General features: G+C 57.7%; 19 protein-coding genes. 8 read left to right on the top strand and 11 right to left on the bottom strand.

Features of this window, described 5'->3' with window-relative positions; genetic code table 11:
- Positions 1–10: 10 nt before the first annotated feature.
- The 4 genes from ABJM03_RS01440 to ABJM03_RS01455 form a co-directional block, all read right to left on the bottom strand.
- A complete protein-coding gene (locus ABJM03_RS01440; protein ID WP_348415082.1) occupies positions 11–1,387 on the bottom strand; it encodes a pyruvate dehydrogenase complex E1 component subunit beta in 1,377 nt (458 codons plus the stop codon).
- Positions 1,388–1,390: 3 nt separating this feature from the next.
- The gene (gene pdhA, locus ABJM03_RS01445) at positions 1,391–2,410 is read right to left on the bottom strand and encodes a pyruvate dehydrogenase (acetyl-transferring) E1 component subunit alpha (protein ID WP_348415083.1); all 1,020 of its coding nucleotides are present in this window, start codon (positions 2,408–2,410) and stop codon (positions 1,391–1,393) included.
- Between the two features lie 151 nt (positions 2,411–2,561).
- Positions 2,562–2,852, bottom strand: a complete 291-nt coding sequence (locus ABJM03_RS01450; RefSeq protein ID WP_348415084.1) for a septum formation initiator family protein — start codon at positions 2,850–2,852, stop codon at positions 2,562–2,564.
- 132 nt (positions 2,853–2,984) lie between these two features.
- Positions 2,985–4,163: a phosphoglycerate kinase gene (locus ABJM03_RS01455; RefSeq protein ID WP_348415086.1), complete on the bottom strand. Its 1,179-nt coding sequence runs from the start codon at positions 4,161–4,163 to the stop codon at positions 2,985–2,987.
- 137 nt (positions 4,164–4,300) lie between these two features.
- On the opposite strand from ABJM03_RS01455, the gene ABJM03_RS01460 reads away from it, so the two are divergent.
- On the top strand, positions 4,301–4,807 hold the full coding sequence (locus tag ABJM03_RS01460) for a peptidylprolyl isomerase (protein ID WP_348415087.1): 507 nt from the start codon (positions 4,301–4,303) through the stop codon (positions 4,805–4,807).
- On the top strand, positions 4,800–5,354 hold the full coding sequence (locus tag ABJM03_RS01465; RefSeq protein ID WP_348415088.1) for a peptidylprolyl isomerase: 555 nt from the start codon (positions 4,800–4,802) through the stop codon (positions 5,352–5,354). The genes ABJM03_RS01460 and ABJM03_RS01465 overlap by 8 nt, the downstream gene beginning before the upstream one ends.
- Positions 5,355–5,498: 144 nt before the next feature.
- Here the strand turns inward: ABJM03_RS01465 and ABJM03_RS01470 are convergent, their stop codons facing one another.
- The gene (locus tag ABJM03_RS01470; RefSeq protein ID WP_348415089.1) at positions 5,499–6,248 is read right to left on the bottom strand and encodes a hypothetical protein; all 750 of its coding nucleotides are present in this window, start codon (positions 6,246–6,248) and stop codon (positions 5,499–5,501) included.
- Positions 6,245–6,775, bottom strand: coding sequence for an RNA polymerase sigma factor (locus tag ABJM03_RS01475; RefSeq protein ID WP_348415090.1), 531 nt, complete (start codon positions 6,773–6,775; stop codon positions 6,245–6,247). The genes ABJM03_RS01470 and ABJM03_RS01475 overlap by 4 nt, the downstream gene beginning before the upstream one ends.
- Positions 6,776–6,859: 84 nt before the next feature.
- On the opposite strand from ABJM03_RS01475, the gene ABJM03_RS01480 reads away from it, so the two are divergent.
- Positions 6,860–7,435, top strand: coding sequence for a YceI family protein (locus tag ABJM03_RS01480; protein WP_348415092.1), 576 nt, complete (start codon positions 6,860–6,862; stop codon positions 7,433–7,435).
- Positions 7,436–7,583: 148 nt separating this feature from the next.
- Here the strand turns inward: ABJM03_RS01480 and ABJM03_RS01485 are convergent, their stop codons facing one another.
- A complete protein-coding gene (locus tag ABJM03_RS01485; protein ID WP_348415093.1) occupies positions 7,584–8,402 on the bottom strand; it encodes a prolyl oligopeptidase family serine peptidase in 819 nt (272 codons plus the stop codon).
- A gap of 240 nt (positions 8,403–8,642) precedes the next feature.
- On the opposite strand from ABJM03_RS01485, the gene ABJM03_RS01490 reads away from it, so the two are divergent.
- The gene (locus ABJM03_RS01490) at positions 8,643–9,530 is read left to right on the top strand and encodes a cation diffusion facilitator family transporter (RefSeq protein WP_348415095.1); all 888 of its coding nucleotides are present in this window, start codon (positions 8,643–8,645) and stop codon (positions 9,528–9,530) included.
- 92 nt (positions 9,531–9,622) lie between these two features.
- Here ABJM03_RS01490 and ABJM03_RS01495 read toward each other — a convergent pair whose 3' ends face one another.
- The 4 genes from ABJM03_RS01495 to ABJM03_RS01510 all read right to left on the bottom strand — a co-directional run bounded on the left by ABJM03_RS01495 (position 9,623) and on the right by ABJM03_RS01510 (position 12,877).
- Positions 9,623–10,123 carry a polymer-forming cytoskeletal protein gene (locus ABJM03_RS01495; RefSeq protein ID WP_348415097.1) on the bottom strand — a complete coding sequence of 167 codons (501 nt, stop codon included), beginning with the start codon at positions 10,121–10,123 and terminating at the stop codon, positions 9,623–9,625.
- The gene (locus tag ABJM03_RS01500; RefSeq protein WP_348415099.1) at positions 10,113–11,429 is read right to left on the bottom strand and encodes a M23 family metallopeptidase; all 1,317 of its coding nucleotides are present in this window, start codon (positions 11,427–11,429) and stop codon (positions 10,113–10,115) included. The genes ABJM03_RS01495 and ABJM03_RS01500 overlap by 11 nt, the downstream gene beginning before the upstream one ends.
- A gap of 180 nt (positions 11,430–11,609) precedes the next feature.
- Entirely contained in the window at positions 11,610–12,419 is an 810-nt protein-coding gene (locus ABJM03_RS01505) for a ferritin-like domain-containing protein (protein ID WP_348415100.1), read from the bottom strand.
- Positions 12,416–12,877: a peroxiredoxin gene (locus ABJM03_RS01510; RefSeq protein WP_348415101.1), complete on the bottom strand. Its 462-nt coding sequence runs from the start codon at positions 12,875–12,877 to the stop codon at positions 12,416–12,418. The genes ABJM03_RS01505 and ABJM03_RS01510 overlap by 4 nt, the downstream gene beginning before the upstream one ends.
- 127 nt (positions 12,878–13,004) lie before the next feature.
- Here ABJM03_RS01510 and ABJM03_RS01515 point away from each other — a divergent pair, with 127 nt between their 5' ends.
- The 4 genes from ABJM03_RS01515 (at position 13,005) to ABJM03_RS01530 (ending at position 19,630) form a co-directional block, all read left to right on the top strand.
- Positions 13,005–16,415, top strand: a complete 3,411-nt coding sequence (locus ABJM03_RS01515; RefSeq protein ID WP_348415102.1) for a DUF3971 domain-containing protein — start codon at positions 13,005–13,007, stop codon at positions 16,413–16,415.
- 28 nt (positions 16,416–16,443) lie between these two features.
- Positions 16,444–17,523, top strand: coding sequence for a tRNA preQ1(34) S-adenosylmethionine ribosyltransferase-isomerase QueA (gene queA / locus ABJM03_RS01520; RefSeq protein ID WP_348415104.1), 1,080 nt, complete (start codon positions 16,444–16,446; stop codon positions 17,521–17,523).
- A gap of 60 nt (positions 17,524–17,583) precedes the next feature.
- Positions 17,584–18,879 carry an MFS transporter gene (locus tag ABJM03_RS01525; protein WP_348415106.1) on the top strand — a complete coding sequence of 432 codons (1,296 nt, stop codon included), beginning with the start codon at positions 17,584–17,586 and terminating at the stop codon, positions 18,877–18,879.
- A gap of 163 nt (positions 18,880–19,042) precedes the next feature.
- Positions 19,043–19,630, top strand: a complete 588-nt coding sequence (locus ABJM03_RS01530) for a DUF924 family protein (RefSeq protein WP_348415107.1) — start codon at positions 19,043–19,045, stop codon at positions 19,628–19,630.
- Positions 19,631–19,755 lie beyond the last annotated feature (125 nt).

Consider the following 19,755-nt stretch of genomic DNA (forward strand, 5'->3'; position numbering starts at 1 on the left):
TGTCCGCTCCTTATTTATATGTAACGCGTTTGACGGCGGCGATTACTTCGTCGGTCGTCACGAGTGCGTGTTTTTCAAGATTGGCCGCGTAAGGCATGGGTACATCCTTGCCGGTGCAGTTGATCACAGGCGCGTCGAGGTAATCGAACGCTTCCTGCATCACGACCGACGAGATGTAGCTACCGACGGAACCTTGAGGCCAGCCTTCTTCGACAGTCACCAGACGGTTTGTCTTTTTGACCGATTCCAGAATCGCTGGGATGTCCATCGGGCGGATGGTGCGCAGATCGATGACGTCAGCCATGATGCCTTCTTCGGCCAGCTTGTCTGCGGCTTCCAATGCATAAGTCATGCCGATGCCGAAGCTGACGATCGACACATCGTCGCCTTCACGCCAGATGCGCGCCTTGCCAAACGGCACTGTATAGTCGTCGATCTCCGGCACATCGAATGTGCGACCATAGAGAATTTCATTCTCAAGGAAGATCACGGGGTTGGGATCGCGGATCGCGGTTTTCATCAGACCTTTATAGTCTGAGGCAGAGTAGGGCATGACCACTTTGAGGCCGGGCACCTGCATGAACCATGCGGCGTAATCCTGAGAGTGCTGCGCACCCACACGGGCGGCGGCACCGTTCGGGCCGCGGAACACCATTGGCGCACCCATCTGGCCACCGGACATATACAATGTCTTGGCGGCCGAGTTGATGATCTGGTCCATTGCCTGCATGGCAAAGTTGAAGGTCATGAATTCAACAATCGGCTTGAGCCCACCAAAGGCGGCACCCACACCGATACCGGCAAAGCCGTGTTCGGTGATTGGTGTGTCGATGACGCGTTTCGCACCGAATTCATCCAGCATCCCTTGGGTGATCTTGTAAGCACCCTGATATTCGGCAACTTCTTCACCCATGATGAAGACAGCCTCGTCGCGGCGCATCTCTTCGGACATGCCGTCGCGCAACGCTTCGCGCACGGTCTGTTGCTTGAGCGTTGTCCCCTCGGGCCAATCGGGCGACGTGTCAGGTGCGGGGTGATTGTGGCCCTCTGCAGGGGGCGCGTCGTCGGTTTTTGCCTCTGCGGGGGCCGCTTCTTTCTTTGCTTCCTTGGCAGGGGCAGCGGTGTCGATGTCATCCGCGCTTTCGCCTTCCTCGAGCAGAATAGCGATGGCGGTGTTAACTTTGACGCCTTCGGTGCCTTCGGCAATCAGGATTTTTCCGATGGTGCCTTCATCAACGGCTTCGAATTCCATCGTGGCCTTATCTGTTTCGATCTCGGCCATGATGTCACCAGAGGAGACAGTATCGCCTTCCTTGACCAGCCATTTGGCCAGCGTGCCTTCTTCCATGGTTGGGCTCAGGGCGGGCATTAGAATTTCAGTAGCCATGTCTCAAGCCTCCTGCGGGATTTCATCGGCGTAAATATCGGTCCACAGCTCATCAAGATGCGGCTCGGGGCTCTCTTTGGCGAATTCGGCGCTTTCGTTGACGATGGCCTTGATCTCTTTGTCGATCGCTTTGAGGTCGTCTTCGGTGGCGTGTTTGCCGGTCAGCAACATGCTGCGGATCTGTTCGATCGGGTCACGCTCGTCGCGCATTTTCTGCACTTCTTCGCGTGTGCGGTATTTGGCTGGGTCCGACATGGAGTGGCCGCGATAGCGGTATGTCTTGATCTCCAGAATGTAGGGACCTTTGCCCGCGCGGCAGTGTGCCACAGCTTTTTCGCCGGCTTCCTTGACGGCCAGCACATCCATGCCGTCCACTTCTTCACCTTGAATGCCGTAGGCTGCGCCACGTTCCCAATAGCTGTTGGAGTGGGTCGAGCGTTTCGTCGAGGTACCCATCGCGTATTGGTTGTTTTCAATGACAAAAACCACTGGAAGATCCCAGATTTCGGCCATGTTATAGGCTTCATACACTTGGCCCTGGTTGGCCGCGCCATCGCCGAAATAGGTAAAGGTGACGTTGTCGTTGCCTTTATACTTGTCCGAAAAGGCCAGACCGGCACCCAATGGAACCTGCGCCGCAACAATGCCGTGGCCGCCATAGAAATGCTTCTCTTTCGAGAACATGTGCATGGAGCCGCCTTTGCCCTTGGAATAGCCGCCTTCGCGGCCTGTCAGTTCGGCCATTACGCCGTTGGGGTCCATGCCACAGGCCAGCATGTGACCGTGGTCGCGGTAGGATGTGACGCGCTTGTCGCCTTCCTTGGCTGCGGCCTCTAGGCCGACAACAACCGCTTCTTGTCCGATATAAAGGTGGCAAAACCCGCCGATCAGGCCCATGCCGTATAGCTGGCCCGCTTTTTCCTCAAACCGCCTGATCAGCAGCATGTCGCGGTAATACGCGGTAAGCTCTTCTGCAGAGACATTGGATTTGGCTGATTTGCCGCTCGGTTTCTTAGCTGCCATTAGGCGCTCCTCCCGTTACATATCCGGCGCGGATATGAGAAATAGTTTAACGTTAAACTAAAGGGTAGCCTATGGGGTCGTCAATGGCGAGAGCGGCACAAATAAAGCGCGAAGGCGCAGTTCCGCGTGTTTTTTGGGTTTGCTGTGATGCTTAACGGATCACGATTTCGTCGGAACGGACCATACCCAAAACCGAACGGGCCTGTTCGTCCAGTAAATCAAGGTCCAGATAATCATCAGACAACCGCAGGGTGAGGTTTTCCATTTTCGCGACTTCGGTGCGAACCTCGTCGAGTTGGGCGTTCAAGGCGTCAGCTTCGGCAAGGATTTCTGCGCGGCGAAACAGGCCGAAGTCGCCCTGAATCGCCGCAAACATGAAATACAGGCTCAGCGCAAAGGCGATAGCAAAGAAAAGTAGCGGCCCGAGGCTGGGTTTGCTCATGATAGGATGCCTGTATGATCTGCTCAATAATTCGCCTCTTGTCGGGCGATGAAATCACTATGTCACAAGTGATTCGCAAAGGGAATCCCTTATCGAATCACTTGTGGAATTTTTTTGCTGATCAGGGCGCGATTACCCGCCGAGCGCTGCAACGCCGGGCAACTCCTTGCCCTCCATCCATTCCAGAAATGCGCCACCGGCGGTGGAGATATAGGTAAACGCCTCGGATGCGCCTGCCTGATTAAGTGCTGCAACAGTATCGCCGCCACCCGCAACCGAGGTGAGCGTGCCTTGCGTGGTCAATGCCGCCGCATGTTGGGCCGCTGCAACCGTAGCGGTATCAAACGGGGCAATCTCGAATGCGCCCAGTGGGCCGTTCCAGATGAGCGTTTTCAGCCCTTCAAAGGCCAGATGCACCAGCTTTACCGTCTCGGGGCCCGCATCAAGTACCATCTGATCCGCCTCCAGCACGGTATCTGGCCCCAATTGTGCAACCGTATGCTCTGCACCCGCTTTGAATTCGCGTGCGACCAACCCGTCTACGGGCAGCAGGACGCGGCAACCGGCCTTGTCAGCCTGCGCCATGATATCGCGCGCCGTATCGAGATAATCATCCTCGCACAGTGACGCGCCCAATTGCGCGCCTTGGGCGACCAGAAACGTGTTGGCCATGCCGCCGCCGATGACCAGCAGGTCCAGACGGTTTACCAGATTTTCCAGCAGGGCGATCTTGGTTGATACTTTTGCACCACCAACAACCGCGCCCACGGGTCGCTCGGGTGAGGAGAGCGCTGCCTCCAGCGCAGATAGCTCTGCTTGCATCAAACGGCCCGCGCAAGACGGCAGATGCTGTGCCACGCCTTCGGTTGATGCATGCGCACGGTGTGCGGCGGAAAAGGCGTCGTTGCAGTAAATATCGCCCAGTGCCGCCAGACGTTTGGCAAATTCGGGGTCATTTGCCTCTTCGCCCGCGTGAAAGCGGATGTTCTCGACCAGCACAACGTCGCCTTGTGCCGCGGCAACGTCCTCCAAGGCTTCCACAAAAGTCACCTCACGCCCCAGCGCGTCGCGCAGGGCAGGGAGCACTTGGCCCAGGCTCATATCCGGATTGACCTTGCCCTTGGGGCGCCCGAAATGCGCCAGCAGCACAGGCGTGCCGCCCTTTGCCAGAATATCCTGCACCGTCGGTACAATCCGCGTGATCCGCGTGGCGTCTGTCACTTTGCCGCCTTCAACAGGCACGTTAATATCCACCCGCACCAGCACGCGTTTGCCGCTGACATCCATATCGTCGAGTGTTTTCCAGCCCATGTGATCCGTTCCCTTGCGATTTTTGCGTAAACTTCACCAATTGTTTTGCCGTTATCTCGCCTCGGGTCAATGCACCCGCTTGGCAATTGTGTCGCCGAGCCTTAGGTAGTGGCCAAGATTTTATGAAGGAGAGCGGCATGGCCGAGATCAAAGACCCGGAAAACACAATCCTGATGGAGCTCAAAGGCGGCACTGTCACCATCGAGCTGCTGCCCGATGTGGCACCTGCCCATACCGCGCGCATGAAAGAGCTCGCACGCGCTGGCGCCTATGACAACGTGGCCTTCCACCGCGTCATCGACGGTTTCATGGCCCAGACCGGCGATGTGCAGCACGCCAACATGGAAAAAGACTATAACCCCGGCCGCGCAGGCACAGGCGGTTCCGACATGCCCGATCTGCCCGCAGAATTCTCCAAACTGCCCCACGCACGCGGATCGCTTGGTGCGGCACGTTCGGCCAACCCGAACTCGGCCAACAGCCAGTTCTTCATCAACTTCAAAGACAATGACTTCCTCAATGGTCAGTACACTGTCTATGGCAACGTGATCTCCGGCATGGAACATGTTGACGCCATCGCCAAAGGCGAGCCACCTGCCAACCCTGATCGCATGATCAGCGTTAAGGTTGCAGCAGATGCGTAAGCTCGCAGCAAGCGCAGCCCTTGCCGCGTTGATCGCAGGCCCCGCCGCCGCTACCGGCCTCCAGATCGAGGTCGAAGGCGAGGCGAATGGCATGATCACCATCGACCTGCTCGATGATGTGGCACCTGCACACGTTAAACAGATCGCAACACTTGCGGCAGAAGGCCAATACGACGGCGTGGTGTTTCACCGCGTGATCGACGGCTTCATGGCGCAAACGGGCGATGTGGAAAACGGCCGTCTCGGCGCAGACCTGCGCCGCGCAGGCACAGGCGGGTCCAACTTGCCTGACCTCAAGGCCGAATTCTCGGATGTGCCTTTTGAAAAGGGCGTGGTTGGCATGGCACGGGCGCAAAGCCCCGACTCCGCCAATAGCCAGTTTTTCATCATGTTCGACGCAGCGCCCTTTCTGAACGGTCAATACACGGTCGTTGGCCGTGTGACTGGTGGTCAGGACGTTGTGGATGCGATCAAATTGGGCACCGGCGGCAATGGTGCCGTGATTGGTCAGCCCGATGTGATGAAGAAAGTCACCGTAACGGAGTAATCCGCAGCGGTTCACTCTGCAAACGGGCAACCGTTTGAAAGGGAAAAATCAACCGGCGGTGGGGCTCTCACCGCCGGTTTTTATTTGGAAGACAGGCGAATGCCCTCTGCTTCCAAGTATCCGTTTTACGAGGTTGAGCAGGCATTACAGGGTGTTCTGAAGCCCCTGCGCCATCCGTTCGAGGCGGGATGGGGCAATGTCGCCAACGATCATATAGCTGAACTGGCCGTCTGACCAAGAAACAGATGGCAGGCCAGAAAGAACTTCGGCCCTTACGCCCGCTTGCGGATCTGAACCAATGTGGACCGCGCATAAGGCGATTGGCACACCATTTTCAGACAGATAGGCCATTTGCACCAGTGGCGTGTCATTAAATCCAAGAACCTGTGCGCGCAACAAACTCAGGCCATCCAGATTACGAACAGCGTCGATATCAAGGGAGCGGCCCAATGCGGCAGAGCTACGTTCAAGCTCTTGCGATAGAACTGTAGGATCGGGCGCAATATGTGACAGGGTGTCCGTGACGTAGAGTGCTTGATAAATCGCGACCTGTTCGCGCCATGTCTTGGCGGTGCCGGGGCGGTTCGTGATAAGAACACCCAAAAGAATGGCGGCGATCAAAGTGGATGCGGCAAAGCCGATCTTTGCAAAATTTGCCCCGATCATTTTACGTGGTTTCGCCGCGGGAAGTGCGGCAGCCAGTCCAGCGATGTGGTCAGGCGAAGGGGCAGACATGAAAGCGTCACGAATTGGGGCAGCCTGTTCCCTGTCAAACGCAAGCAGCCGTGCTTCCAGCTCCTGATCATCGGCGATCTGTTCCTCAAGGGCAGATGCGTGATCGGGTGGCAAGTTGCCGGCAATGTATGCGCGTAGCTGGCTGTCGCTGAAGCTCATTGCGTGACTTTCTGCTTCGATGTGGCGGAGCCGTCAGAAAAACGGTTTCCGAGTGTTTTACGTGCGGACGAAAGGCGGCTCATGATGGTGCCAATCGGGATATCCAAAATTTCTGCTGCTTCACGATACGCGTAGCCTTCGACAAGAACCAGTACCACAACACTTCTTTGTGCCTCGGGCAGGTGCATTACCTCTGATAACACTTCAGCGAGGAAAATATTCGTTTCCACCGGCAAAATATCTGACGCGATGTCTGCGCCGACCGATCCATCGAGTGATTGCGTTTTGCGAACCGCCTGTGCGCGTTTTTCATTGTACCAGACTGTTCGACAGATGGTCATGAGCCACCGCGTCGTACCATTCGTGTCATAAACCTGATCCACACGTTCGAGTGCGCGCAAACACGTGGTCTGGGTCAAATCGTCGGCTATGTCGGTTCGGCCAGACAAAGACATTGCAAATCGCCAAAGGGACGGCAGCGAGGCTACGATTGCGTTCCGCACAGTGTTTTCAGAAATTTTGGTCATTTGAGGCGAATAAATCCTAAAGGTGGCGTGTTCTTATCATGACCCGGTTCAAAAGCTACGGGCGATCAATTTTTGGAGGACCAGATGACAAGAACTTTACTTAGCGCCGCATTCGCACTCTGCCTGACAGCCACGGGGGCATTGGCACAGGATTGGACCTTAAACCCGGATACATCCCGTCTGGCATTTGGATCCGTCAAAAACCACAACATCGGTGAGGTCCATACATTTGAAGGCCTGAACGGGACGGTATCGCGTGATGGCAATGTCGTCGTTGAAATCCCGCTTACGGGCGTTTCGACAAATATTGATATTCGGAATGAACGGCTGGGCGAGCATGTTTTTGCGGGCGCGCCAACGGCTACTTTGACCGGAACGATCGACATGGCAGAGTTTAAATCTCTGCGCCCGGGTAAATCTGACATTATTGAAATGGACGCTGTGCTGTCGTTTCTGGGTCAGGATGTAGATGTATCTACCGAATTGTTTGTCGTTCGCACATCCGCGCGCAGCGTGATGGTCACAACAAATGACATGGTCATGCTGACGACCGAAGACCTTGGCATTGATGCAGGTATCGACATTTTACAACAGCTTGCGAACCTCGAAGACATTACGCGCGTAACGCCCGTCACAATCCGGTTTGTGTTCGAAAGATAAGGCGTTAGCCATCCTTTGCGGGTGGTTTATTTTTTCAGGAAACGGCGACTTTCGAGGTCGCCGTTTCACTTTTCCAATGGCGCTTAAGGGCGCATAGGGCTGCTTTGCCTCTGTCAGGGGAATGTCAGCTTGTGCGGGCAGGGCCGGATTATTCCGCTAGTCCGCCTTCGAGAAACACGCGGGCGCGGGTGGTCCAGCCTTGGGGCAGGCCGTGGGCACCATCATGCAGATCAATGCGCACCGGCGCGCCCGTGCAGGATGCCTCCCACGTGCGAGTGCGGTATGTCTCGCCCACTTCGATTTCGTCGGGATGTGACCGGCAGCCGTTCGCTGCGCGGGCACGCTCCAGCGCGGTCCAGACGCTACCTTGGTGCCAGTCGCGGATGGCACGGCCTTCCAGCGGCACTTGATTGTCAGCCCAGCCATGCACTTGCATCACCGGCAAGCCTTCCAACCCGCTACAATCTGTGGCGTTGGGAACGCGCAGGGCACCTGCAACGCTGACCATGCCTTGCAACTTGTCGCCTGCCTCACAGGCCAGCAACCAAACCATTGATCCGCCCGCAGAAAACCCCGAAGCATAAAGCCGGCTTGTGTCCAGATTACCGCGTTGTTGTGCTGCGGCCAGAACCTCAAAGGTAAACGCCACATCGTCGCGGCCCGAACCATCCCGACCCGGAAAAAAGAACCGCGACGGCCCGCGTCCTTCGCGGGTCTGCCCATTGGGGGCAAGCAGGGCATAGCCTTGATCCAGAAAATCCTTTTGCAATCCGCCGCCGCGATGGATCGACGATCCGTTGCTGTTGGCACCGTGGAACCACAGCATAACAGGGTGGGGTCCTTCACCTTCGGGAAGCTTCAAATAGTAGCTGCCATTTTCGATCTCGCAGGGGGCATCCGGCCCGCAATCTTGTGCCGCAACCCCGTGAGCAGCCCAAGCCGCGAGAAAGGCCATAACAAAGCGCATCATGTAATCCTTTTGTGGTTCGCTTTTTGTGGCAGAATGGAAAGCACAGCCAACCACTGCCGTTTGCCCCGACACTGAACACGGCCCACAGGACACTCCAATCACTTTTACGGGAGGCCCGGGCAGTGAGCCGCCGTAAATTTCTGACCTATTCGGGGGAAATATATGTTGAATGGAAAACCGCATATGCATAACACGCCCCCTCCATCCTTTGCCCCACCGATAGTGAGAATCTGCGACATGACGACGATCAAACTTGCGATGGGTAGTATTATCATCGGTTTTGCGGTCCTCGGCCTCAAAACCTTTGCCTATTGGATGACCGGTTCGGTCGCGCTTTTGTCGGATGCATTGGAAAGTATTGTAAACGTTGCGACCGCATTCGCGGCACTCATCGCGATCCGTATCGCGGCGATCCCTGCAGATGACAAACACCCCTTTGGCCACCACAAGGCCGAATTTTTCAGCGCTGTTCTGGAAGGGGTGCTTATTATTGTGGCGGCATTGCTGATCCTTCACGAAGCCTATCAGGGCTTTATGCAGCCCGTGGCCCTTGAAGCGCCGGTTGCAGGGATTCTCGTGAACCTTTGCGCGACCATTATCAACGCGCTTTGGGCATGGGTTCTGATCTCGCGCGGGCGCAAGCAGAAATCGCCTGCTTTGGTGGCGGATGGCAGGCATCTTGTTTCGGATGTTGTGACGTCTGCCGGGGTGGGGGCAGGGATCGTGCTTGCGCTTGTGACGGGGTGGTGGTTTCTTGATCCGCTGTTGGCGGTTGTCGTGGCAATCAACATTCTGTGGTCCGGCTCAAAGATCGTTAAGGAATCGCTGAGCGGTTTGATGGATGAAGCCGTGTCCGAACAGACCCTTGCCGGTATCAGGGACATCATCGCGGCCCAGTCCCACGGTGCAATGGAGGCCCACGATCTACGCACGCGCCATGCAGGGGTTGTCACCTTTATTGATTTTCATCTGGTCGTGCCGGGCCAGACAACCGTGTTTCAAGCGCATGAGATTTGCGACAGGATCGAGACCGCGCTGATCGCCTACCTCGAAGATGCGAATGTCACGATCCACGTAGAGCCTGAGCATATGCTTAACCCCACCGGCGCGGTCGTCTTTGACTAGGCGCAGTCACCGACCACCAGCAGTTCGCCTTTGAAACGCAAAACGCCGCGAGCCCAAGCACGCGGCGTTTAGTCATTCATAAGTAGCCTTGCTTAGGAAGCAGGGTTGGCTTTCTGAGCAGGGGCCGATTTGGCACCGGGGTTCAGCGGATCGTCCTGACGCTGGACGGAACCTTCAAAATGCGCACCGCTCTCTATGGCGATTGTCTTGTGGATGATGTCACCCTCAACACGTGCAGTGGATGTCAGGCGAACCTTGAGGCCGCGCACACGGCCCACGATACGACCGTTGATGACAACATCATCGGCGATTACTTCACCTTTGATGGTCGCGGTCTCACCGATGGTCAGCAGATGGGCACGGATGTCGCCTTCGACTGTGCCTTCAACCTGAATATCGCCGGTTGTTTTCATGTTGCCAGTCACATGCAGATCGGCTGACAAAACAGAGGCCGGTGGTTTGGCCTTGGGCGCGCTGGCCTTGAACTCGCTCGGCTTTGCGGTTGGAGCTGCCTGAGTAGGCACTGCCGGCGCTGCAGAGGTTGCCGCATCGGTACCGGTTGCCGGATCGTTGATTTTGCTTTTAGAAAACATCGTTTGCTGCCTTGATATAAATCATTGGATTGACGGCCTTACCACCTACGCGCACTTCATAGTGTAGATGCACGCCGGTGACCCGTCCTGATGCACCCATATCACCAATTCTATCGCCGCGCGATACTCTTTGCCCGACTTTCACACGCATTTTTGACATGTGTGCATAGCGTGTCTCGATACCGAATTCATGCTGGATCTTAACCAGACGGCCATAACCCGAGCTCCAGCCCGCGTGTGTCACAACACCGTCCGCTGTCGCATAAAGCGGCGTGCCGATCCCTGCGGCGAAGTCGACACCTTTGTGCATGCGGCGGCCGCCGGTTTTTGGATCACGGCGAAAGCCGAACTGCGAGGTGAACCGGAAGTTGTCTTTTACGGGATTCGCAAAAGGGGCCTTGGCGGCTGCCAGACGGTACAGGTTCAGCTTGTCCATCTGGTTGATCAGGCGGTTCGCCCGCAGTGTATCCGCGCTTGGCTGTTCGCCACGGGTGGTAAAGCTGAGCGGGGTCAGCGGGCCGCCCTGACCGGAATAACCACGACGCACGGTATCAAGGATGCGGTCGGTGGACATGCCTGCGGCACGGAACATACGGTCAAGAGGCGCAACCGAGACAGTCATCGCTTCTTCGAGCTGGCGGAAAATTGTGTCGTTCTGTTCCTGCATCTCGGCGATTTTGGCGTTCAATTCGTCAGCGGCCAAAAAGGCAACCTCGGCATCGGCAACAACCTGATCGCGCTCCTTTGCCGTGCGTTCAAGCGCTTCGGCCAGAAAATCCATCGGGGCGGTCGAGGCGGCGACATGCAATGTGCCATCATCTGACGCCTGCAATTGGGCGATTTGCTTACGGGCGATTTCGCGATCTTTCATCGTGTCACGCAAAGTGGACTGGATCACGTCGATACCGGTTTCCAATTCGCGGCGCCGGGTTTCGGAGTTCAGCAGCTCGGATTGCATGACGGAAATCTGGGCGAGGGCAGCGTTAAAGCGTTCCTGGGCGGCCAGCGCCTCTTCGGCGCGGGTGTCGCGTTGGGCGCTCAGGTCGTTCAGGCGCGCCTGATATGTGTATTGGTCGCGCTTGGCCTGTTCGCGGAAATTGCCCGAACCGATGCTGTCCATCAAAATAACCGCTGTGGCGATGATGGCCCATGCAACCAACGCGGCCGAGCCGGCCACTGCAACCAACTGGGTGATGGGGCGCAAACGGATAAACCGTGTGTCATTGTCAGATTTCAAAAATACGCGGCGTTCCGGGAAGTATTTTTCCAGAATGGCGTTGGTTTTAATCGCGAGCTGTGTCCGCACGTCTTATTGTCCCTTCGATACCACCCAGACCCGCGTGTCCCTCACGGTTCTGTTAACGCTCTTGCAATACTTTCCTTGGCACCATCCGGCAACCCTTGTGGCCGGGTAGGACATTTGACCGCCCGTTTTAGGGGTGATTGGGCAAAAAACCGCCTACTTCAGCGCCTTGAAGCGCGGCATTTAGGTGGATTGGGCCAGTGGCCAATAAAAATCAGGGGGGATGCCGGCCTCTGCGCGCTTCTCTTCGTTGAACGGCGGTTTGAGCTGCCCGTGGAAATATTCACGTACTAGCGCATGGAATTTTTCTGTGGGGTCCAGCTCGTGACGCCCGCATAGAAAGTGGAACCATTTGGAACCATAGGCCACGTGGTGGACCTCTTCGGCATAAATAATTTCCAACGCTTCCACTGCGCGGGTGGCCCTGGCCTGTTTGAAAATCTTGATCATGCCGGGCGTCACATCAAGGCCGCGCGCCTCCAGTACCATGGGCACAACGGCAAGCCGCCCCATGAAATCTGTTGCTGTATCTTCGGCCGCACGCCACATGCCCGCATGGGCGGGCAGCGCGCCGTAAAAGCTGCCCTCGGCTTCAAGGCAATCACACATCAGATTGAAATGTTTGGATTCCTCATCTGCCGCTTTGACCCAGTCGTCGTAATAGCCAATGGGCATTTTGGTGTCCGAAAACCTTGCGATGATATCCCAATGCAGGTCCACCGCGTTCAATTCGATGTGGGCTACGGCATGCATCATGGCAATGCGCCCCTCGGGGGTGCCGGGCTTGCGATTGGGAACGTCGCGCGGGTTAAGCAGTTGGGGCGCGTCGGGGCGGGCCGGCTGCATCGGGGGCGTGGCGGTTCCGATTTCGGGGATTGCACCATCGGCCCGCGCCGCACGCCATTCGGCTGCGTATTTATGGGACAGTGCCGTCTTTTCGCGGCCGTCAGCGGTGCGCAGCACGGCATCGGCCATCTGTGCCAGCGGGATCATAGCGCGCGCACAGCCTCCAGCACTTCTTCGACGTGGCCTGCCACTTTGACCTTGCGCCAGACCCGCGCAATTTGCCCGTCCTTGTCGATCAAATAGGTTGCCCGTTCGATCCCCATGGATTTGCGGCCATACATGTTTTTCTCGACCCAGACGCCATAGGCCTCGGTCACAGCGCCTTCGGTATCTGACAGCAACGGCACCGTGAGATCATGTTTGGCGGCGAATTTTTCATGCTTCGCCATGGTGTCGCGCGACAGGCCGAATACCTTGGCGCCGGCGGCTTCAAACGCCTCGAGATGCTCGGAAAATCCGATGTTCTCCTTGGTGCAGCCGGATGTGTCGTCACGCGGGTAGAAAAATAGAACCACCGGCGTGCCCGCCAGCGCACTGAGCGTAATATCGCCGCCACCTGTAACCGGCAGCGTGAAATCGGGGGCTTTTGTGGCAACTTCGGGCATATCTGACCTCTTTATTGTGAAGCGTCCGGCCTTGGAGCAGGCCATTTGTTCTGTCATAATAGGACGCGGGCGCAGATGTCCAACCCGTCGCTGTAGAAGTTTCACGATTGCGAGTGCTCAGAGCCCGATGGCCCAGACCGATCCCGCCTTGCCTGCGTCCCAATCGCCCCCGCAGCGCCGCCGCAAACGCGGATGGTTCTTGCTGTGCGTGGGGGTGTTCAACGCGCTGTGGTCGCTGTTGGTCTTGCTGGTGCTCATCGCGGTGGCTGCGGTCTATTTTCTGTATGACCGCCCGATTGATCTGCCCGATTGGGCCGAGGCCCAGATCGAGGCGCGGCTTGAGGAGGAATTCCCGCAGGTCAGGGTGACATTTGGCGAGATGCGCCTGCTGATGGAGGAGGGCTGGCGCCCGCGTGTGCGTCTGCGCGATGTATCTGTGTCCACCGCCGAGGGGCGCGAATTGATCCGCCTGTCAGAGGCGCGAACGCGACTGTCTATGCCGGACCTGCGGCGCGGTCAGGTGAAAGCGGCCGAAGTCATTGTGACAGGGGTTTTCTCGACCCTGATCCGCGAAACCGATGGCACGATTTCGATCATGTCCGATCTGTCCGGCACACCGCGCAACCTAAGCATCGACAAGCCGGGCGATATTGTGACCCGCCTTGATGAAATTCTCCAACAGCCGGGGGTAGCGGCGCTGGAGCGCGCCGAGCTGCACGGCATGACATTGCAATTCGTCGACAGGCGGGCGGGGCAGGCCTTTACCGTGGATGGCGGGCGGCTCATCGCGCAGCGCGAGGACGGGGCCTTGGTGGTTAACGCCGATCTTGCTGTTCTGGGCAGTGCAAATGCCGCCACGACGCTTTCGGCGAATTATAATAGTGTAGTGGGTGAAACCACGGCCGAATTCGGGGTCCAGATCAAGGATGCGCAAGCCGGCGACATCGCCAGCCAAAGCCCGGCCTTCGGCTGGCTTGGCACGCTCAGGGCACCTTTGTCGGGGGCTGTGCGGTCAGGTGTGCGTGAGGATGGCACTTTGGCACCAGTCAATGCGACCCTGCAAATCGGTGCGGGCGCCTTGCAACCCAATGATGGCACACAGCCCATCCCCTTTGATGCCGCGCGCAGCTATTTCACCTATGATGCCGCGCGCGAGCTGCTGCAATTCGACGAGCTGTCGGTGCAAAGCAAATGGATCACGGCCCACGCCGAAGGGACGGCCTCGCTGGCCGGTCTGCGCGGGGGCGATCTTGAGGCATTGGTGGGGCAGTTCCGTGTGACCCAATTGCGTGCCGATCCGATGGATTTTTATCCCGAACCGATTGAGCTGGAAGGGGCCGAGATTGATTTTCTTCTGAAAACCGCGCCTTTCCAATTGGATATCGGGCGTTTGGATGTCTTTGATCAGGGGTTGACCCACCATGCCAAAGGGGTGCTTAGCGCGCGGCCCGAAGGCTGGGAGCTGGCACTGGATGCCCATACGGATACCATCACGCCCGAGCGGATTGTGGCGCTGTGGCCCGAAGCGGTCAAACCCAAAACACGGGTCTGGCTACATGACAACCTTTTCGAGGCCGACATTTCCAATGCGGATTTCGCTTTGCGTTTGGCACCGGATTCGCCGCCCGACAGCTATCTTGCCTTCGACTTTCAGGATGCAAGCGCGCGGGTCATGCGTAATCTGCCACCCGTGTCGGGCGCGCGCGGTCACGGGACTATCAAAGGCAAGAAGGTCGTGATTTCGGTCGACCGTGCGCAGATGGAAGCAGCCGAAGGCGGCACATTGGAGATAGAGCGTTCGGCGTTCATCATCCCCGATACATCCATCAAACCGGGCACGCCCGCGATTGTCGAGCTCAACGCCCAAGGCCCTTTGCATGCGGCGCTTTGGGTGCTGGACCAACCTCCGATGGCCGTGATGAGCCGCTCGAACCTGCCTGTCGATCTGGGGCAGGGCAGGGTCAGCGCAAGCGGCACGCTGGCCTTTCCGCTGCGCAAGGGGGGCAAACCCTCTGACGTGAAGTTCGATGTAACGGGTGATTTGACAGGGTTAGACAGCACCACGTTGATCAAAGGCCGCCGCCTGCGATCACCGCGCATGGCGTTGGTCGCCAGCAATACCAACCTTACGCTTTCGGGCTCTGGCACATTGGAGGGGGTGCCGTTTGACGCCACATGGAAACAGCCAATCGGCGCGGGATCGGACAAAAGCAAAATCACCGGTACAGCACAGATCGCGCCCGATGCATTGCAGGCCTTCAATGTGAACCTTCCCTCGGGCATGTTACAAGGACAGGCGCAGGCAAGTTTCGACATTGCCTTACAGCGCGGGCAGGCACCACGGATGACGCTCCGCTCAGGGCTGCGGGGGGCGGCGCTGCAAATCCCGCAATTGGGCTGGCGCAAAGGCACAAACGAGGCGGGCGCGTTGGAGATGGACATCAGGCTGGGCAATAGCCCCGCCGTGACAGCCATGAAACTCAGCGGCGCAGGGCTTGAGGCTCAAGGCGCGATTTCACTGGCGCAGGGCGGGGGGCTGGACACGGTCGAGCTGAACCGCCTTCGGCTGGGCGGCTGGCTGGATGTTCGGGCGGCTTTGGTTGGTCAGGGCGCAGGGCGGGCACCGCAAGTGGTGGTGCGTGGCGGCACGCTTGACCTGCAGCGGGCGACATTCGGCGGGGCTGGTGGCGCAGGTCGTGCGGGGGCAAACGCCAGCAATGCAGCAGCACCACCCATGCGCGTAGTGCTGGACCGGCTCCAGATCACTGACAAAATCTGGCTGCAGGGATTGGCGGGCTCGTTCAAAACAACGGGCGGCATTGATGGCGCATTCGAGGCGCGGGTGAACGGGCAGACAGGCGTATCAGGTCGCGTGATACCGCAGGGCGCGCGCACGGCGGTGCGGCTTACCTCCACCAATGCGGGCGGTGTATTGCGCTCGGCGGGCTTGTTGCAACAGGCCCATGGCGGCACGCTTGATCTGTCGTTGTTGCCAGTGGGCAGCGGTGGTGCCTATGACGGCAAGCTCGACATCAAAGATGTTTCTGTAAAGGATGCACCGTCAGTGGCGGCATTGGTCAATGCGGTATCGGTTGTGGGGCTGATCAATGAGATGAATGGCGACGGTATCTATTTCGATGATGTCGAAGCAGACTTCCGCCTGACCCCCGGCCGCATCACGGTCAGCAACGGCAGCGCGGTGGGCAAATCGCTGGGCGTAACCATAGACGGGGTGTTTGCCACGGATACCGGCCAGCTCTCGATGCAGGGGGTGGTGACACCTGTCTACCTGCTCAATGGCATCGGTTCGGTTTTTACCCGCAAGGGCGAGGGGCTGTTCGGGTTGACTTTTGCCCTCACCGGATCGGCCAAATCGCCTCAGGTTGCGGTGAACCCGCTGTCGGTGCTGGCACCGGGCGGTTTGCGCAATATCTTCCGCGGCCCGCAGACCGAACTGCCCCGCGTCGAGGGGGAACCGGAACCCGCGCCGGAACCGAAAAAAGAACGGCGCGTTGAACAGGACCGCCGACAACGCTAAAGGCGGGGCAACAAAGAGGTGTCTGCCCATGAAGCTTAGCGATTTTGATTTTGACCTGCCCGACGATCTGATCGCCGTGCGCCCCGCACAGCCCCGCTCTTCCGCGCGGTTGTTGGTGGCCGAGGGGGACAATATCCATGATGCGCAGGTGTTTGATCTGACCAAATGGTTACGCAAGGGCGACCGGCTGGTGTTGAATGATACCCGCGTGATCCCCGCGCGCCTCAAAGGGTTGCGCCACCGCGATAGCGCACAGGGGCCAGTGGCCGCCAAGATCGAGGCAACCCTGCTGGAGCCGCAAGCAGAGGCAGGCGTTTGGTCTGCGCTGGTCAAGCCGCTCAAAAAGCTGCGGCCGGGCGAAGAGATTGTGTTCTCGGATGATCTGACCGCTACTTTTGAGGCCATAGAAGAGGGGCAGGCCTATTTGCGCTTCAACCTCACGGGGGAAGATTTCGATACCGCATTGAACGCCGCAGGTGCGATGCCTTTGCCGCCCTACATCGCTGCAAAACGGCCCGCGGATGATCGCGATCACACTGACTATCAAACCGTTTGGGCCAAAAACGCCGGTGCGGTGGCCGCGCCTACAGCCTCTTTGCATTTCGACGCAAAGCTGTTGGAGACATTGGCGCAGATGGGGGTCGATTTTACTTATGTAACCCTTCACGTGGGGGCGGGCACATTCCTGCCTGTGAAAGTTGACGATATTTCACAGCATAAAATGCATGCCGAATGGGGACAGGTGAGCAGCGCCGCCGCCGCCCAGATCGCCCAGACCAAAGCGGCAGGTGGCCGTATTATCCCCGTGGGCACCACCGCCCTGCGCCTGATCGAGACAGCCGGTCGCACGGGCGCGATTGCCCCTTGGGAGGGGGACACAGACATTTTTATTACGCCGGGGTTTACCTTTAACGTCGCTGATGCGTTGATGACCAACTTCCATTTGCCCAAATCCACATTGATGATGCTGGTTTCAGCGCTCATGGGGGCACAGACAATTCGGCAGATTTATTCCCATGCCGTTAGGGAAAACTATCGGTTTTTCTCTTACGGAGACGCATCTCTCCTGATACCGCGGCCGGAAACGGGCGGTACTGAGTCGCATTAAGGCCGGACCGGATGCGCAGGCATCTGTAGGCAAGGAAAAGAAAGAAGAGGAAAGCGCGCAATGTTACAGTTTCTCGGCAGCGCGTGGGCGCTTCTTTTCGGGATGTTCCTGCTTATGCTGGGCAACGGTATGCAGGGTACCTTGTTGGGTATTCGCGGTGAGATCGAAGGCTTTGACACCTTTTTAATGTCCATCGTGATGTCCGCGTATTTCGTCGGCTTTCTGGGCGGGTCGCGGCTTGCTCCGCATATGATCCGGCGTGTGGGGCATGTGCGGGTATTTGCGGCGCTGGCATCGGCGATTTCTGCGGTGATGATCCTTTATCCTACTTTCCCCAATGTCGCGCTTTGGGCGCTGGGGCGTGTGCTGATCGGGTTTTGCTTTTCGGCGGTGTATGTCACCGCAGAAAGCTGGATGAACAACGCAGCTGACAACACCAACCGCGGGCAGGCACTGTCGGTCTATATGATCGTGCAGACCCTGGGCATCGTTACAGCGCAGGCGCTGCTGCTGGTCGGCGATCCGAGCGGTTATGTGCCTTTTGTAATCCCGTCGGTATTGGTGAGCATCGCAATCACGCCGATCCTGCTCTCCATCAGCCCGACACCCGCTTTCGAGACGACCAAACCCATGAGCCTGCGGCAGTTGATGAAGTTCTCGCCGCTGGGCTGTGTGGGCATGTTTATTTTGGGCGGTATCTTTTCTGCGCAATTCGGCATGTCGTCGGTTTACGGATCGCAGGCAGGGCTGAGCGTTGCGCAAATTTCGACCTTTGTTGCGACATTCTTTATCGGAGCGGTCGTGTTGCAATACCCTATCGGTTTCATCTCTGACCGGATGGATCGCCGGTTTTTGATTATCGTCGTTTCGATCATCGGCGGGGCGGGGTGTATTCTGGGCATGTTGTTCGGCGATGTGTTCACGCTGCTTTTGCTTTCGGCCTTTGTGGTCGGCGGCATGGCGAACCCGCTGTACTCCCTGTTGATCGCGCACACCAACGACTTTCTTGAGCATGACGATATGACGGCCGCTTCGGGCGGGTTGATCTTTATCAACGGGCTGGGCGCAATTCTGGGGCCGATTGTCACAGGTTGGATGATGGGCACATCATTGGGGCCGGGCGGGTTCTACCTGTTCACGGCGGTTCTGTTTGGCGCGATGATCCTTTATGCTGGCTATCGTTCGACTGTACGTGCTTCTCTGCCTGTCGAAGAAACCGGATCTTATGTTCCGATGGGCCCGACCGCGACCAGCGTTGCTATGGAAATCGCGCAGGAATACGCCATCGAGACAGAGCTCGAAGAGGAAGAAGCCGAGCCGGAAACCAAGGCCAGTACGCTTGAGCCCACAGAGTAGAGCCGCACGATCGGCGTGTTTTCGCCGCGCATTGGAAACTTTGAACCATGTGATTGAAATGGTTGCGCTAACGTAACCGTTTTGTTGCAAATCGTGTGTAGCCATTCGGCCTGCGCTATCCTTTACTTAGGGTAATTCTCATATGCCGACGAAGGAGATGGCAATGATAGGTCCCGAGCAGGTGCTTGAATTCTGGCTTGACCGTGTAGGTCCAAAAGGCTGGTACAAGGCGGATGACGCAGCATTGGATGATGAAATCCGTTCGACGTTTATGCCGGTGTGGGAGGCCGCGCGTGACGGCGGTCTGGGGCTATGGCTTACCTATCCGACGGGCGCATTGGCCTATCTGATCGTAACGGATCAATTTTCGCGCAACATGTTCCGCGGCGAGGCCGAGGCGTTTTTGCTGGATCCGCTGGCGCTTGCGGTGGCAAAATCGGTTATCCATAAGGGGTGGGATTTGCGCATTGACGGCGCGCCGCGGCAATTTTTCTATCTTCCACTGATGCATTCCGAAAGCCTTGCCGACCAGGAACGCTGCGTGCGCCTGTTGGTTGAGCGGATGCCGGTAACAGGTGCCGATAACCTGCGCCATGCGCAGGCTCACCGTGAAGTGATCCGCCAGTTCGGCCGCTTTCCTTACCGTAATGCCGCGCTTGGCCGCACGCATACGCGCAGTGAGACAGATTACACTGCGGATGGGGGTTACGCCCTGACACTGCGGCAGTTGCAGGGCAACGTCGCGGCCTGAAATTGTCTTTGAAATGATGTTTGACGCCCGCTGGCTTGCCCGCCTGCGGGCGTTCTGCGTGGCAGATTGCTATGGCAGCATTGCCGCACGCCGCGAGATGGTTTAACGGTAAACTATATTTTCTA

Source organism: Sulfitobacter sp. (genome assembly GCF_039977885.1).
Lineage (GTDB): Bacteria > Pseudomonadota > Alphaproteobacteria > Rhodobacterales > Rhodobacteraceae > Sulfitobacter.